Below are 15,925 nucleotides of genomic sequence, written 5' to 3' on the forward strand. Positions count from 1 at the left end.
TACGCGCGCACAGCCCCTATTCAAAAAGCGCATTTTGACGTTCAACAGGCCTTTCGACAGGCCAACAGTCCTGAGCGCAGTCGTAGGGCCCACAGCCCTGAGCGCGGTCGAAGGGCAACTTGATCTTACAACTCAAGCCAGGAATCAGAATACAACGAATTTCCAAGGATGACGTTGACGGTTTTAGCGTAATTTTGCATTTCTTCAGAAAGTGACGCCATGTCCGGCTCGTTGCCGTCCAGCATGCCGTTTATCAAGTCAACGATGTCCTGGCGTTTGCCCTTAGCGATATCGATCAGCGTGTCATCCAGAGGGTCTGCGATCACAGAATACATGCCATATTTTTCTAGCATGACCATGTAGGTCTGATTCAAAATCGGGCGCAGGTGGTCCGGCGGTCCGTTGGAAATATTTGAAAGACCGCAGGTGCTTTTGGCTTCCGGCGCAATTTCAGGCAGCATTTGTTGGAAAGTCATCAGGCTGATCAACTGGGGCTGCTGAATATTGACGGGGGTTACAATGCCGTCAACCCAGATTTTATCGTTGGGAATTCCGGCCTCATTGGCAAAATAGAGTAACTCAACCGCCAGCGCCGCCCGTTCATTTTCATCCCGCGGCAACCCCTCGGGTCCCCACATCAGGGCAATAAAGTCCGCGTTGTGTTCAGCAGCCAGCGGCACCATGCGCTCGTACCGCTCGGGGCGAACCATGATCGAATTCACCAGCGGTGGCAGGGATGTTGGTTTGTAAACCTTGAGCGCCGCCTCGATGGCATCGATATTGGACGTATCCAGCGCCAACGGTACATCCGGGACAACCTCCTGCACAGTCTCCACTACCCAGGGCATCAATTCGTGGCCGTCTTTTTTGGCCGGACCGAGATTGATGTCAATGTAATCCATTCCCTTTTCCTTCTGGAAAAGGGCTTCCTCCTGAATCGGCTTGGGATCCCGTTCTTTGAAGGCCGTGCCGATCTTTGTTGATATGACGTTTAAGCTTTCTCCGATTAAATACATAGACCCTCCCTTTTCTCATCGACCAGTTTACAGTTCCGATTGGCGATTGAACCGCATGTGTCAGGCAGCGGTCAATCGCCAATCGAAAGGGTTATTTTGCCTTGAGGAATCCAGGGATATGGGCCGCTTCTCTGGGCCCTACCGTAATCTTCCAGCCCGACAGTTCTTCCTCAACATCCCCGGCAATGGCGGCTGCATACCCCGGAATGACCAGTTCCTGGTGCTTGACTTTGTCCGCAATGCCGGACTTTTTGACAAACATGCCCACATCATCACCGGCAAATTTGCCAGCCGCCCAGGCGGTCATAACCGATAGCCCCTCAGAATCCTTGATCAACAAATAGGAGGGAACCCGACTGCCTTCAATTTCACCGGATACGATAAAGTAGGTCAGCGCAAAATTGGTCGTCACCATGACCGGTGAGTTTTCATCCGGATTGTTAATTTCATAAATACCTTCGGTCACCGTCATGGGTCGCTGGGGATCGGTATAAATGTTTAAGCGTTCCAGCAGGAGGGGAAACAAGCTTTCGCCGGTAAAATCCGATAGCACAACAATGCCGCCGTATTTGGCAACAAAGGTGCCGGCAATCAATGTTTCCATGTCCAGATTGGAGGCCATTTCGTTTGGAAAAAGGATGGTGGGATAGCCCACTGAGCGGTTCAGGTCCTTGAGCGCCGCCCGGCGGATGGCCACCTGGTCCTGATGGGCCTGTTTAATTTCACGGGATCCGGGGTCCAGAACGATATCCTTAATTCCTATCTCCGTGAGTTTTTCGCTCAACGGCACCAGGCCTTCCACCGAATCAGCCTTTATGGCTACGGGCAAGCTTTGTTCCTTGGCCACAGCCCCTATCTCTGCCACATTGTCGTCAGTGGCGGCGTACAGTAACGGACGTTTGAACCCACAAACATCAACGGCGGCCTTCATAACGCCGGGATCTTCAGTCATCAGCACCAGGTTGAATTCAGAAGTTTCGGCAATTTTTTTGGCCGTATTGGCAAACGCATCCTTGTCGCCATTGGCATCTTTGAGGGCCACCAGTTCGGGCCGCAAATTCAAGCCTACCCGTTCATATTGAAAAGCATTCCAAGCCTTTAGTTTGGTGTCGAGATCAGACTCCGCAATGTCGGATTGAACCGTGGCGGCCAGCAGGGTGGGATTAAAAAACGTTTTTTCGTGACGGTACTGGACCGTTTCCCCTCCCGTTGTGGCAGCGCGAACACCTTTGCCGATGGGCACCGGGCGAATCGGTGGTGCGGAGGCTTCAGCCAGTTGCTCCCGGGCCTCATCTGAAACATAAGGGCAGCTGTCCAATTCCGCTTTGCCGGAGGCCAGATTCATGGCAAATGCCAGACAGGTCGGCACACCGCATTCCTTGCAGTTGGTTTTCGGCAATAGTTTAAAAATCTGAATACCGGTTAATGCCATTCTTTATCTCCTTATCTACGAGTCGCGTGTTACGCGTTTCGGGTTCCGGGTTGGGATCACGAGTTGCGCGTGTATTTTTGCTAAACACACAACCCGTAACCCGTATACCCGCAACTGATGTTTTATCCTCCGATGATTGGATCCATCTCCAGCGCCGGATGTTTTTTCTCCTGCAGGAAGGGCAGAATCTCTTCCTCGGTGACACCGACGGTCTCGTCCGCAATGCGGTCAACCAGATCCGGAATGCCGACTTCCTCACCCCGTCTGACCAGCCGTTCGCGGATTTCCTCTTTCAGTTCCTTCGGCATCCACACCAGGCGCTTGATGCCCCCATCGCCAAGGATGAACTTGCGCTGGGTGATGTTGAATTTGGAATGACCGACAAAGCCCGGCGAAGATGCGCCGCCGCCCATAACACCGGCCAAGGTGGTAAACTTCATACCGCAGGGTGTCTCACCGGAATAATCCCGACCTACTGTCATCACACCGTTGCAGGACGGCAGCATGGCGGCGATACATTCGCAGCAGCCGCAGGTGGTCATGGGATCAATAACCATCGAGTAAAAGTTGTAATGATCCACGGCTCCGCGGGAAGCCTTCTGCACAAATTCATTGACACCCTGCCACTGGCCCAGAACCGGATCCAGGCATTCGCCCTTTTCAATCGGCTGGTTGGGGCCGGTGGGATTGATTTCAAAAGACGCCTTGCAGTCCATCCAGTTATAGGCGCCGCACAGTCCGGTGCGCTCGGGGCTGACCGTACAGACATGATTGGGCGCAAAGGACTGGCACAGGGTGCAGGAGTAATAGGTTTCCACATCTTCATCGGTCATCTTTTCGACACGCTCGTCGCGAGCTTTGTATTCGGACCGGGCGCGCTTGGTCAGATCATCCACATCCTTTTGATCGGTGTAAAGGGTGACCTGGACCTTGTCGACGATCTTCTGGAAATCCTGATGGAATTTGGCGTGTAGCACCGTGCCGATATCTTTGAGGGTAAAGCCCTTTTCGATAGCGGCTTTGCTGACCCGGATCCAGGCAATATCGCGTTGGCCGATGTGCATGATGCCCTGAATATAGTTGATCAAGTGATGGATCTGGCGCTCGATGATCGGCTCAAAATCCGTCTGAAACTCACGGCCTGCGATCTGGACATAAATACCCAGCGGCATGGTCTCGCCCTCTTTGAGTTCGGTAATGTCCGGTCCGATTACTTCGACTTTGCCGTCGTCGATTTCATTCATTTCAGCCATTTTGACCAGCTCGGTGGCCTGGGTCTTACCGCCGCCCATCTGGGCGAACAGATCGGCACCGCGCACACGCTCGCCTTCATAGGCCGGTCCGAAAGAGCAAGGAATTTCGATCTCAGATACGCTGACTTTCAGGCCGCGGACTTCAACCGATTTTTGGACCATCTCTTCATGGGTTACGTTGGCCACCACATGCTCATAGGTACAGATACCGGTGGGCAGCACTTCGGGGATATCGGTGTCGGCCAGGGTCGGAAAACCCCAGTTGACACATCCCGCAGCCGCACCGGCCCAATCGGTGCCGACCTCGCCCAGCGCATTTACGAAGGCAAAGATGCGGTTTTTGTTGTAGAGCAGCATGGTTTTATAATCGCCCGGTTGGACGTTGCCGAAAGCCATCGCCGCGCGGTTGGCAAAGCCCAGCGCAAAAATAGCCGATGAAATATACGGACCAAAAGGCACGATGCGGGTATTCCAGCCAATCTGAACCCCGGCTTCCAGCAGCTGCTGGGCCACCGAGGTATTGTTGTGGCCGGCTGCCAGGAAAATGTACAGACTGCGCCTCTGGTAATCCTCGACAATCTCTTTGGCGATTTCAGGACTCGGGGCGGCGCCCACGATGGCGGCAAACCCCGGAGCAGAGCCGTCCACAAACTCGACACCGCGTTTACGGAAAACAGTGTCATCGGCGGCACCCAGCCATATTTTACCGGCATCCTCATCGATGTCCTCGGAATGGTGATAAAAATCCGGCTCGTTCAAGTAGCGCAGGACCTCTCTGATCTCAAAAGCAAAAAGAGTGGCCATGCCGGCATCCAGAAGGGGCCCCAGATAGGGCAGATGGTTCATGCCTTTAATGTGCGGCGGCAGAAGCTCGCGCGCCACATCCAGCGGCTTTTTGATGTCTTCCAGGGTTTCAACTTTGATTCCCAACAGCGAATAAATGACCGGCAGATAGTAGGCGGTGTTGGGAAATCCCACCTTGGTATCTGCGTTAAAGGTATCCAGCGCTTTTTGGTATTCGCCTTCAACCTGCGACACAACATTGTAGCCGCCTTGAATTGCGGCAAATGCAACTAACCTAGACATACAGTTTCCTCCTTTTTTGAGGATTTTAAATTGTTAATTGAGGGATGCAATCCCTGCATACCTGTTTTTGTTTATGCTTCAAGGCGCTGGCGATCCGCCATGTCCATCAGGACCCGCTCGCGGGCTTTGTCGATGCCGAGCTCTTTGCGCTTTTTATCGATATGGGCGATCATTTTGCGCGCCATTTCGAGCGGATCGGCTGCCAGATCCCACTTGCCACCGTAGATTTTCTCCAGCTCTTCAAACAGATACTGTTGAAATACCGGCGCGCCGGTGACCGGCAGATTGACGCCGAACAGGGTATAGACACCTGAGGCCACAAAATACTGACCGATGCTGATGGCTTTTTCGCTCATCCACTCCGGAGCGGCGCCGGCCGCCGGCAGGTCCTGAAGGTCATTGCCCAGCCCGCCGGCCTTAACCACTTCGGTGGCCGCCAGTAAAATACGGCTGTTGTCCACACAGGAGCCCAGGTGCAGCACCGGCGGAATACCCACGGTCTCACACACCTCAGCCAAACCAGGCCCACAGTAAACATGCGCAGCGCCCGGTGTCAGCAAACCTTCCATGGCGCAGGCGATGCCGTTGCAACCGGTGGTCAGAACGATGACGTCATTTTTGACCAGCTCTTTGACCAGCGTCAGATGGGCTTCGTTATGGCGGTTGCGCGCATTGTTGCAACCCACCACACCGGCAACCCCTCGGATGCGACCGTTGATAATATTGTCATTTAGGGTGTAGTAAGACCCGCGGAAGGAGCCTCCCAGATGATATTGAATCGACTCCACGCCGAAACCCGCAATCTGTGCGGCCTTCTGGGCGGGGATCATGACGTCGGCACCGCGGTTTTCGAAATTATCGATGGCCATTTTAACGATTTTCTTGGCATCTTCCATGGCATGGTGCTCATCGAATTCGATGTGGGTCACATTGTCCTGTTCCATGCGGGCAATCGGGTGGGTGGTGATCAATTTGGTGTGGAAACATTTGGCCACATTGGCCAGGTTTTGAAACACACACTGAACATCCACCACCATGGCATCGCAGGCACCGGTGACAATGGCCAGCTCTTGCTGCAGGAAGGTGCCGGCTGGCGGCACGCCGTGACGCTGCAGGATCTCGTTGCCGGTACAGCAGATACCGCCCAGCTGAATGCCTTTGGCGCCCTTTGTTTTGGCGTAATCGATCATTTCTTTTGATTGGGCGGCAGCTACGATCATCTCGGACAGAACCGGTTCATGCCCGTGAATAATAATGTTGACCTGATCTTCTTTCATGATGCCCAGATTGGCTTCGGTCTGCAGCGGAAAGGGCGTGCCGAACATGACATCCTGCAGATCGGTGGCCATCATCGAACCGCCCCAACCGTCGGCCAGCGCAGCCCGGGTGCATTGTTTAACGATGTTTTTGTAGTCCTGATCAACGCCCATATGAGTGCGATGCATGATCTCCACAACTTCACGGTCGATGTTGCGCGGCAGCACGCCCAGCTTCTGCCAGCGTTCATACAGCGGCTTGGGAGCGCGCTTGAGATAATCCAGCTCGCCTTCAGGTTTGCCCCATTCAGCTATGGCTTTTTCAGCCACTTCGAGGGCAATTTCGTCCAGGTTGCGGTCGACCTCTTCGCCATCCACTTCGACTTTGACGTCCACCCCAAAATGGGGGGCGATTGCGATCAGTTTGTTGGGGTCTTTAATTTTGTAGTCACCGGTTTCTTTGTTGGCAACTGCCAGAAAGACTTCGGCAACATTGCGCCCATGATCTGAATGGGCTGCACATCCGGCCGCCACCATACGGGCAAAATTGCGTGCGGCGATGGTGTTGGCGGTCGCGCCGCACAGTCCCTTGCGTTCGTCTTCACCTTCGATGCCGGATTTTGGAAGCGGCAGACGGCAGGGGCCCATGGCACAATTTTTACAACAGGTGCCCTGGATACCAATATTACAGGGTTTCATGGTGACGGCGCGATCAAAGACGGTCTCGATGCCCAGTTCCTGGGCGCGCCGGATCATTTGCTGACTGGCCTGGTCAATTGAAGCCGCCACCGGGTCAGCAACTTTTTTGGCCTTTTCGGGTTTTGCTAGTTTCTTGTCCGTTGTTTCTGGCATATGTGGTTCCTCCCCACTAATTGGATTTATGGTTGACCGTCGGTGTCTGAACACTTCGGCGACGTCGACAGCCGGTTATCACTTTCGTTTATGGATCCAGTTCAGATTATCGATGAGTTTTTCAGCCATCGATTTTTGAACCTCGGCCGCTGTCTTTTTGGCGTCCTTCTTAGCAGCTGCAGCGCGTTTGGCCGCCAGGTCAGCGCGCTCTTTGACCCGCTTCTGCCGGACCTCATCGAGCTCGGCTTCAATTTTGGCTCTTTCTTCAGCAGCCTTTTTAGCCGCCGCTTCAGCCTGCGCTTTGGCCTCGGCTTCGGCTTTGGCTTTGGCTTCGGCTTCGGCCTTTACTTTGGCTTCTTCAGCGGCTTTGGCCTGCGCTTCGGCATCGGCTTTGGCTTTGGCTTCGGCTTCGGCTTTGGCCTTGGCAGCCGCTTCGGCGTTTGCAGCCGCATCCACTTCAGGTGCCGCTTCGGCCTTGGGCGCTGCAGCGGCAGCCGGTGCTGCTACTTCTTTGGCCGGTTCAGGTGCCGCTTCCTTTTTGGCAGCCGGTGCGGCCTTCTTCTCGGGCTTGGGAGCCGCTTTCTTTTTGGCAGCCGGTGCGGCTTTCTTTTCCTCTTCGATGGTCAGATCCGGATCCGGAGACAGCGCCAGCAGATCGATATCGACATCACCCAACTGTTTGGTAATACCGGGAACATCGGTGGCCACACCGCCGTCATACACCAGATCGATATAGGCTTTGACCAGCCGAATCGATTCAGGATGGCGCATGATCAGCACATCAGAACCGCCCATCAGATAAGCAACAGCGCCAACAGCTTCCATCAAGATACCCCGTTTTTCCGGATCGCCCAAAGTGGGCGCTTCATCCACAGGCTGCTTGGCCTCTTTACATTTCCAAACCTCGTTGCCCAGGTTGTTGATCAGGGGCAGCTGCAATTTGTCATCCCCCTGCGCCAAAGCCGCCATGCGGATGCGCTCCATGACCGAGTAGGAATACTCCAAACCGTAGCCCAGACCACCGGTGGTGGGATCGATGATTAGTTTGTCCATCGAGACCCCCAGGTTTTCCAGCAGGATGTTGCATTGTTTGGCCAAGTTCACATCAATGGGAGATGAAGCGATAATGGTATGCCCGAAACCCATGGCAGCCGCGCCAATGCCCTTGTGGTTTTTGTCCTCCACCGGGCCCAAAATCAGATTTGCGCCCTGGCACTCCTCGGCAATTTTCTTGAGCACTTCCTCATCTTTTTCAACATTGGCTGTGCCCCAGACGGCCAGCGGCACGTCGATGGCGTCGAGGACTTTTTTGACCGTGGCTGCCGCGGCATCCGCACCGGCATCCTGGCCGTTGGGATCGGTGCTTTTAAGTTGCAGCACGATCATATCGGCTCCGTATTCATCGACACATTTCTTTGCCCAGGCCGCCGGGTCTGAGATGACATCTTTAAACGGGCTTAAAGCGGCTTCGGGCCATTCCTCCGGTTCCATATCCCATACTTCCATGGCAACCCTGGGTTTATGGGGCATTTCGCCTTCGAAACTGTAAAATGGATAACAGGCGGCACCGCCAACCGTGACGGCCTTATCTCCCTCTCCTAACGTAATTTCCTTTATTGCACCGGAATATTTTTCTTTCGTAAATTCAAAACCCAATGTTACCTCCTTGTCTCTATCCAACAGCTATTGAGGTGATTAATGTTATTTGTTTCTTGAAACGATCCCCTTAACTACGGCAGAGCAAGCCCCCACGGGTGCTCCAGGTTTTATCAGCCCCCTTTCGTATATTATTTTTTTGTATGATTGAATCTACAGACGGTAGATATCATGTCTTTATTATCGCGGTGGGAAGTAATTTCGAACCCCAAAATCACGTTTCTGCAACCTGTCACTCGTCGATGGTTATCACGTGTCTAGGGGTCCCCCCAGCATATGCTAAATGCAGAATATTGCTATTTATCTAGGGTGGATAGCTTTGTCAAGAGCAGAGCCTCACTAAATAGCAATTTCTTAATAAATCCGATTCATTATCGGTTTTTCTGTCGGGCTTCCAGGCGGGCTTTTAAATTGGGAAATTGATTGATGTCGGTATGGGGCAAAAACAAGGCGGCAATATAATTATCCATGTAAGATGGCGTGTCGGACAATTCAAAATTGGTCATTTTATCAGTCACCTCGACCACATCTTTGCGGATGCGATTGGTCAGGCTGCTCATGCGGGCACCCATCAACGAGCCGTTACCGATAAAGGTGACTTTAGTGGGATCCATTTCGGGCAGCAGCCCAATCACCATGGCTTTTTCCAAATCCACATAGCTGCCGAAACCACCGGCCAGGATAATGTGTTCGATATCCTGTATGTTCATACCGACTTCGGTCAGCAGGGTCATGCAGCCGCTGTAAATGGCGCCCTTGGCCCGAATGAGGTTTTCAATATCGATTTCGGTCAATACAACATCGCGGTCAATCTGGGTATCATCCTTCCAGGCCAGCACGAACTCATAAACCCCTTCATGTTCCCGAATACGATCAGTGGCCAAATCGCGATTAAATTTTCCCAGGTTGTTAAGGACACCCATCTCAAACAGGGTGGCCACCATGGTAATCAAACCGGATCCGCAGATGCCTTTGGGTCGAACATTGCCGATGGTGATGATCATGGGCTCATAGGTCACCGGGTCGATCGAAAAATCTTCGATGGCACCTTTTTCGGCACGCATGCCGTACTTGAGACCGCCGCCTTCAAAAGCCGGCCCGGCTGAACAGGCCGCGCAGGCCAGCCAGTCTTTGTTGCCGATCACAATTTCGGCATTGGTGCCCACATCCATATAAAGGGTTAGCTTTTCCGTACGATAAATGCCAGAGCCCATGACACCTGCCACAATATCGCCGCCAACATAGCTAGAAACCGCCGGGTAAACCAGAGCCGACACGTGATCACTGACCGCCATCCCCAGATCTTTGGCCCGGGTGGGCGGATACAGCGTTGCCGCCGGCACATAAGGTGAACGCCGAATATAGCGTGGGTTAATTTTGAGCAGCAGCTGGGTCATGGTGGTATTTCCAGCCAGGGTGATGGTCGATAAATCCTCATGATCAATACCGGATTTTTCGATAATCTTGTCCAATATTTTATTGATGGTTTTCATCACAACTTCATGCAGGCGCTGCAGACCGTCCGGCTTTTCAGCGTACACGATTCTGGAAATGACATCCTCCCCATAACTGATCTGGCCGTTGAATTCCCCGTGCTCGGCCATAACAGCACCGCTGATAAGATCGATCACTTGCCCATAAATGGTGGTGGTCCCGATATCCATGGCAATTGCATAGCTGCGATCGGTGGTATCTCCTGTTTGAACGTTGATCAAGCGGGTTTTGCCGATATCGCGAACCGGGCGCACGAGGGTGGCGGTGACTTCAAAATCCTTTTGCCGGATGATATCCGGAATTTTACGAATTACTGAAAGGGCCACGTCCAAACGATGCTCATCGTGTTGTGCCTTTAAATAGCTGATCAGCCGCGTCATATCCGACAGATTGTCCTGCAGCGTCGGTTCTGGCAGCTGCAAAAACTTTTTTTCCACCGGCGCCACAAACAGGCCTTTTTCCTTCAACTCATCAAAATCCATTTCCTGAATGTGCGCGGTTTTACGCGGCGCCATCTGGCTGCGCAAAGCACTGGCATCCATGGCGGACTCAACCGGGATGCGAACGAGCAGATCACTTTTCACCTGGGCCTGGCAGGCCAGTCGAAAGCCTTTTTCCTGGTCTTGTTGACTGATCTTTTCGCTGATGCCGCCGTCAACCGTCCCTTCCTCGATCCGAACGCGGCATTTACCGCAGACGCCTTCTCCGCCGCAGGAGGCATTCACATGCACACCAGCTTCCATGGCAGCATGGATTATTGTTTCGCCCTTGGGCACCTCAATATCGGCCTCATGCGGTAAAAAAGTGATCTTGTGGATTGTCATCTCAGATTTCCTTCACTGGGTCACTTGTTTTTGGTATTGGGTTAGTCATATGCTTCTGGCTATTGGCTACTGGAAGCCGGTAAATCAGTGGCTTCTTGCTTCTGGCAGCTGGTCAGAGAAAATGCCAGCAGCAAGAAGCAAGTTACCAGCGGCCAAACCATTGAACCTCTGAACCTTTGAACCCTGAACTTTCAAAACCTTGGCTACGCAGGTTTATTGAACTTACAGCTCAGCTTGAGCATATCGCCGTCAAAAAAACTGTCGACTTTATAAGGCAATGATTTAAACAGCTTGATCATGCCTCTATTCTGGGTTGAGGTATAGGCCACCAACCCGACAATACCATTGTCGCGCGCCGCGGATGCCAGCTTTTCCATCAAAATTTTGCCCAGACCCCTATTTTGATACGCCTTGCTGATCGAAAAGGCAACCTCAGCCTCATTGCTCGCAGGATCAAACAGGCATTCACCGATCCCGACCACCTGGCCAAAACCAAACTCGCCGACGACCGCCAGGATGGTCAGATCATTGATATAATCAATCAAGGACACCCCTTTGACGTCATCGTGAACAAAACTGGTTTTTTCGTGAAAAAAACGGCTGACAACATCATCTTTGTCCAGGTTGTAAAAATGCTCTTGAATGCGGCGTTCATCCACCGGCTTGGCAGGTCTGATAGTGACGGCCTCGTTGCCGATTTCGACCGTTTCCTCCAGATGAATGGGGTAGACGCCGTGAATGGATTCATTCAGGGTTCGTTCGGCACTCAAGAGCCCCATATTTTTGGCTTCATGAAACAACTCATCCCGAAACTCCGGATGCGCTATGCTGATCATGGCCATTGCCCTTTCCTGCAAGCTTTTGCCAAATAAATTCACTACGCCGTATTCGGTGACCACATAATGCACATCGCCTCTGGGGACCACCACAGCCTCATCATCCAGCTGGGGCACAATACGGCTCTTTTGTCCTTTTAGCGCGGTAGCCGGCAGCATCATAATGGACTTGCCCCCCGGGGATTGAACCGCACCGCGCAAAAAATCAAGCATCCCGGTGATGCCGGAAAAATGATTGTAGGGCAGCGCATCTGCTGCCACCTGGCCGGTCAAATCAATGCTCATAGCAACGTTCATAGAGACCATTTTGTTGTGACGCGCAATCAGCATCGGGTCGTTGACATAATCGGAAGGATAAAATTCGATGGCCGGATTGTCATTTAAGAATTCATACAGCTCTTCAGTACCGAGGGCACCCGATGCCACGATTTTGTCTTCGTTATAGCCTTTTTTGCGGTTGGTAATCACGCCCCGCGAAAAAAGATGCATGATATCATTGGTTATATACTGGGTGTGGATGCCCAGATCATTTTTATCCGCCAATGCCAGCAGGGTGGCCTGATGGGTGGATCCCAACCCGATTTCCATCGTGGAGCCATCCTCGATCAAGCGTGCAATCAAGCGTCCAATATCATTGGCCGCTTTGAGTTCCGGCGCTTCCCCGATGGTCAGCAGGGGCTCGTCATGTTCGACAAACACATCCACGTCGTTGACATGCATAAAGCTGCGCCCCAGCACCCGGGGCATGTGCCTATTGACCTGGGCAATGACCAGGTCGGCGGACAGCGCAGCCGCCAGGGTGATGTCCACTGATACCCCCAAACTCATCCAGCCAAAATCATCCGGCGGGGACACCTGAATCAACGCAACGTGAATCGGCAGCAGCCGGCTTTTAAATAATCGCGGCACCGCGGAAAGATTGATCGGTGTGATAAATCGCTTGTTGCGGGCAATGGCCTTGGGTTTTGCCGAGCCCAGGTAGAACGACCGAATATTGAGACTCTGATCGCGGGTTTTATCGGCAATCAGCGTCAACGGAGTGGTTTCCATGGTCATCAGTCGATTGATCTCAATGTCTTTGAAAGTGTTGGATGCTTCGGAAAGGGCCCGCACCAGATGCTGGGGTTCTCCGCAGGATGAACCGATAAATACGCGTTGGGCCGGTTTGATCAAGGCAATGGCTTCAGTGGCGGTACGTTTGTTTTCAACATATTTATCGGCCCAATAGACGGGTGGCGACATGGTCTACTCCAGAAAGTGTCTTTACATTTCGTGAAACCACAAAGTGTTTTACTTGTTTTGATCTTTTTTGTGCGCTTTGTGCCTTTGTGGTCATATTAGATATAGATACAGGCCCGTTGGACTTGGCTTAGGCTTTGGTGGTCGGCAACTGGGCATCTGCGGGAATGCTCCCCTCGCACACATCGCGCCTGCTGCATGTTGCGATTAGCCATCCGATAAATCCCAGCGCCATGGCGGCAACAGTTGCCAGACAGATAAATACCGTTTCAATCGTAAAGCTTGTTTCAATGGCAGCCACGCCCTTTACAGCCAGAGACCCGACACCAAAGGTCAACACGAATTTGGCACCAAAAGCGGAATGATGAAATCGTTTAGGGGCAAATCTGGCCACCAGCGTGTTTTCAATCGGCTGCATCCCGAGCAAAAAGAAGAAAAATATCACCGCCAGACCGACGAGCAGCAAATCCCGCGTTAGGGCCATCCAGAAAGCCGCCAGACCGGCAATCCCAAAAAAAATTAAATAGGATATGCCCGGATCATAGCGATCGGCACATTGCCCACCGCTGAATTGCCCCGAAACACCAATCAGGAAAATAATCGAAGTAATGGTGGTTGCCACCAGGTTTTGTGAAATTCCGTCCTGGCTTGCCGCAGTCAGCCATTGATACAGCATGGGGGTCTTTAATTCAAAGTAAGCCGGCAAAATCACCGTGGCACCCCGATAGACAATGCCACCCAGCATCATAGCGGCCAGCAGAATGATAAAGGCGCCCAGAATGCCCTTTCCATCGCTTTTTTCTTTGGCGGTGTCGGCGCCTGATACGCTAATTGGGTAGGCTACCATCAGCATTGCGCCGACCAGGTTCAGCGCGCCCAGACACACATAGGCGGCCTGGGGGCCCCAGAGCCAATTCATGATGCCGGTCAACAGCGGCGCCATAGCCAGACCTAAATTACCAAACATTCCATTATATCCCATACCGATGCTGATACGCGACATCTCCTTGGATATCAGCCCCAGACCTGCCGGATGGTAAATTCCGGAAAAGAAGCCCAGAGCCGCCAGCGCGGTACTCAATAAAGGCGGGGTATCCAGCCACAAAGCGGCCGCAAAACTGGCAAAACCCGCTCCCAAAAAATAAATAAGCAGCAGGGGTCGGGCGCCGAAGCGATCCGCCAGAAGCCCCCAGAGCAAAGCGGTCAGTCCGAACAGAAGATACATCCAGAAGCTAAGTGACAGGACCTGTGCCATGGGCATGTCCAGGCGTGCCATCAGCGGCAACACCAGGGCGGGGAAAACCAGCATGTTAAAATGGCTCATAAAATGACCATAGCAGGTATTCAACAGAATTCGCCGGTCATGGGAGTCGAGCTTGCTAGATGGGTTCACATTCATGCAGAGCCTTCTTAAATTCAATATTGGAATGTTCGGAGCATTTCAATTTCTACAGCATTCAGGTTCTGGGTTCAGAGGTTCAGGGTTATGTCAACTGTCTTTTTTGACATCGGCTCGTATGAAGCAGTTATCAAACCTCTGAACCTTTGAACGCTGAACCTTTGAACCTTAGAACTGACACCTGACACCTGAAACATCTAGGAATCCGTCTCAACTTCTTCATCGTCATCAATGGCCACCGATTCTATCAGTTTGGCCGAATCCATTTTGGGCAATTCCTGTACCTTGTTCAGCTTGCGCGTAATCACCCGGGTGCGCACCTCGGCCTGATTAATGGTGTTGCTGGCCTCCTGCAGCTTCTTTTTGGTTTTGGCCAATACGTTTCCAAATTTGTCAAATTGGGTTTTGACAATCCCGAGTAATTCCCAGACTTCACTGGATCGTTTCTCAATGGCCAGGGTGCGAAATCCCATCTGCAGGCTGTTTAACAGCGCCGCCAAGGTAGTCGGCCCGGTCACCACGATGCGATACTCTCTTTGCAGGCTGTCGCATAAACCCGGGCGCCTTAGCACTTCGGCATACAGGCCCTCCACCGGTAAAAACATGATCCCAAAATCAGTTGTCTGGGGAGGATCGATATATTTTTCCCGGATGGCCTTGGCTTCGGCTTTTACACGCATCTCCAAGCTTTTAATGGATTTTTCCGCCAGGTTTTTATCGGCGGCCTCCTGGGCATCCAGCAGTCGCTGGTAATCCTCCTGGGGAAATTTCGAATCGATGGGCAGCCACACCACTTTTTCCGGATGCGAATCCGGGCCGGGCAGCCTGATGGCAAACTCCACCCGCTCGCTGCTGTCTTTTTTGGTAGCCACATTGACGGCATATTGGTCCGGCGTCAAGATTTGCTCCAGTATATGGCTGAGACGGATTTCTCCCCAGGTGCCCCGGGTTTTGACATTGGTCAGTACTTTCTTCAGATCCCCCACACCGGTAGCCAGGCTGCGCATCTCTCCCAGCCCCTTATACACCTGCTCCAGGCGCTCACTGACCTGTTTAAAGGAATCTGTCAGCCGTCTTTCCAGCGTCGACTGCAATTTTTCATCCACCACCGCGCGCATCTGCTCAAGTTTGCGACTATTGTCTTCCTGCAATGTTCGCAACTGGGTTTCAACGGCTTTGCGCATGGCGTCAAATTTTTGTTCATTCAGTTGCGTCATCTCCAGCAGCTGCTTGGAAAAACTATCCAGCTGATCTTTTTGCATACCGGCGACTTCACGCATTTGTTTAAGCTGGGAATCACTGGCAAATTTCAAGGCACTGCCGATTTCCTCGCGGGCCAATCTGGCGTTGCCGGCAGCTTCTTGACGATTGGCGGTAAATTCATCCCGGACCAACCGTTCGCCATGCTCCTGCTGTTTTTCGAGACTGTCGAAAAATTCCCGCGCGCTGATTTCGCGGCGCCGAATCAAAACGATTAGCAAAATCAGGGCGGCGATCAACATCACCCCCACACCAATCAAAAGCATGTTGGTTAAGCCAATTTCAACAATGATGGTATTTAAATCAGACATCGGTCTAAAAG

9 protein-coding genes are annotated in these 15,925 nt (G+C 52.5%); all 9 read right to left on the bottom strand.

The features are described 5' to 3' along the window. Positions 1 to 125: 125 nt before the first annotated feature. The 9 genes from QNJ26_00095 to rmuC all read right to left on the bottom strand — a co-directional run bounded on the left by QNJ26_00095 (position 126) and on the right by rmuC (position 15,914). Positions 126 to 1,016 (bottom strand): dihydropteroate synthase, encoded by an 891-nt coding sequence (locus QNJ26_00095; GenBank protein MDJ0983909.1) that lies wholly within the window; start codon positions 1,014 to 1,016, stop codon positions 126 to 128. A gap of 91 nt (positions 1,017 to 1,107) precedes the next feature. Next, complete coding sequence (gene acsC / locus QNJ26_00100; GenBank protein MDJ0983910.1) at positions 1,108 to 2,448, bottom strand: acetyl-CoA decarbonylase/synthase complex subunit gamma; 1,341 nt, start codon at positions 2,446 to 2,448, stop codon at positions 1,108 to 1,110. A gap of 122 nt (positions 2,449 to 2,570) precedes the next feature. Then, positions 2,571 to 4,787: an acetyl-CoA decarbonylase/synthase complex subunit alpha/beta gene (gene acsB, locus QNJ26_00105; protein MDJ0983911.1), complete on the bottom strand. Its 2,217-nt coding sequence runs from the start codon at positions 4,785 to 4,787 to the stop codon at positions 2,571 to 2,573. A gap of 71 nt (positions 4,788 to 4,858) precedes the next feature. Then, the gene (gene cooS, locus QNJ26_00110) at positions 4,859 to 6,895 is read right to left on the bottom strand and encodes an anaerobic carbon-monoxide dehydrogenase catalytic subunit (GenBank protein ID MDJ0983912.1); all 2,037 of its coding nucleotides are present in this window, start codon (positions 6,893 to 6,895) and stop codon (positions 4,859 to 4,861) included. 78 nt (positions 6,896 to 6,973) lie between these two features. After that, positions 6,974 to 8,551, bottom strand: coding sequence for an acetyl-CoA decarbonylase/synthase complex subunit delta (locus QNJ26_00115; protein ID MDJ0983913.1), 1,578 nt, complete (start codon positions 8,549 to 8,551; stop codon positions 6,974 to 6,976). Positions 8,552 to 8,922: 371 nt separating this feature from the next. Then, a complete protein-coding gene (locus QNJ26_00120) occupies positions 8,923 to 10,869 on the bottom strand; it encodes an ASKHA domain-containing protein (protein MDJ0983914.1) in 1,947 nt (648 codons plus the stop codon). 203 nt (positions 10,870 to 11,072) lie between these two features. After that, positions 11,073 to 12,947: a GNAT family N-acetyltransferase gene (locus QNJ26_00125; GenBank protein MDJ0983915.1), complete on the bottom strand. Its 1,875-nt coding sequence runs from the start codon at positions 12,945 to 12,947 to the stop codon at positions 11,073 to 11,075. 127 nt (positions 12,948 to 13,074) lie between these two features. Continuing rightward, the gene (locus QNJ26_00130; GenBank protein ID MDJ0983916.1) at positions 13,075 to 14,343 is read right to left on the bottom strand and encodes an MFS transporter; all 1,269 of its coding nucleotides are present in this window, start codon (positions 14,341 to 14,343) and stop codon (positions 13,075 to 13,077) included. Between the two features lie 197 nt (positions 14,344 to 14,540). Beyond that, complete coding sequence (gene rmuC, locus QNJ26_00135; protein ID MDJ0983917.1) at positions 14,541 to 15,914, bottom strand: DNA recombination protein RmuC; 1,374 nt, start codon at positions 15,912 to 15,914, stop codon at positions 14,541 to 14,543. Positions 15,915 to 15,925 lie beyond the last annotated feature (11 nt).

The sequence above is a fragment of the Desulfobacterales bacterium genome (genome assembly GCA_030066985.1).
Classification (GTDB): Bacteria; Desulfobacterota; Desulfobacteria; order Desulfobacterales; family JAHEIW01; genus JAHEIW01.

Excerpts from the sequence above, each read along its gene's own strand:
- QNJ26_00095 (MDJ0983909.1), bottom strand. The coding sequence starts at position 1,016 with ATGTATTTAATCGGAGAAAGCTTAAACGTCATATCAACAAAGATCGGC.
- acsC (MDJ0983910.1), bottom strand. The coding sequence starts at position 2,448 with ATGGCATTAACCGGTATTCAGATTTTTAAACTATTGCCGAAAACCAAC.
- acsB (MDJ0983911.1), bottom strand. The coding sequence starts at position 4,787 with ATGTCTAGGTTAGTTGCATTTGCCGCAATTCAAGGCGGCTACAATGTT.
- cooS (MDJ0983912.1), bottom strand. The coding sequence starts at position 6,895 with ATGCCAGAAACAACGGACAAGAAACTAGCAAAACCCGAAAAGGCCAAA.
- QNJ26_00120 (MDJ0983914.1), bottom strand. The coding sequence starts at position 10,869 with ATGACAATCCACAAGATCACTTTTTTACCGCATGAGGCCGATATTGAG.
- QNJ26_00125 (MDJ0983915.1), bottom strand. The coding sequence starts at position 12,947 with ATGTCGCCACCCGTCTATTGGGCCGATAAATATGTTGAAAACAAACGT.
- QNJ26_00130 (MDJ0983916.1), bottom strand. The coding sequence starts at position 14,343 with ATGAATGTGAACCCATCTAGCAAGCTCGACTCCCATGACCGGCGAATT.
- rmuC (MDJ0983917.1), bottom strand. The coding sequence starts at position 15,914 with ATGTCTGATTTAAATACCATCATTGTTGAAATTGGCTTAACCAACATG.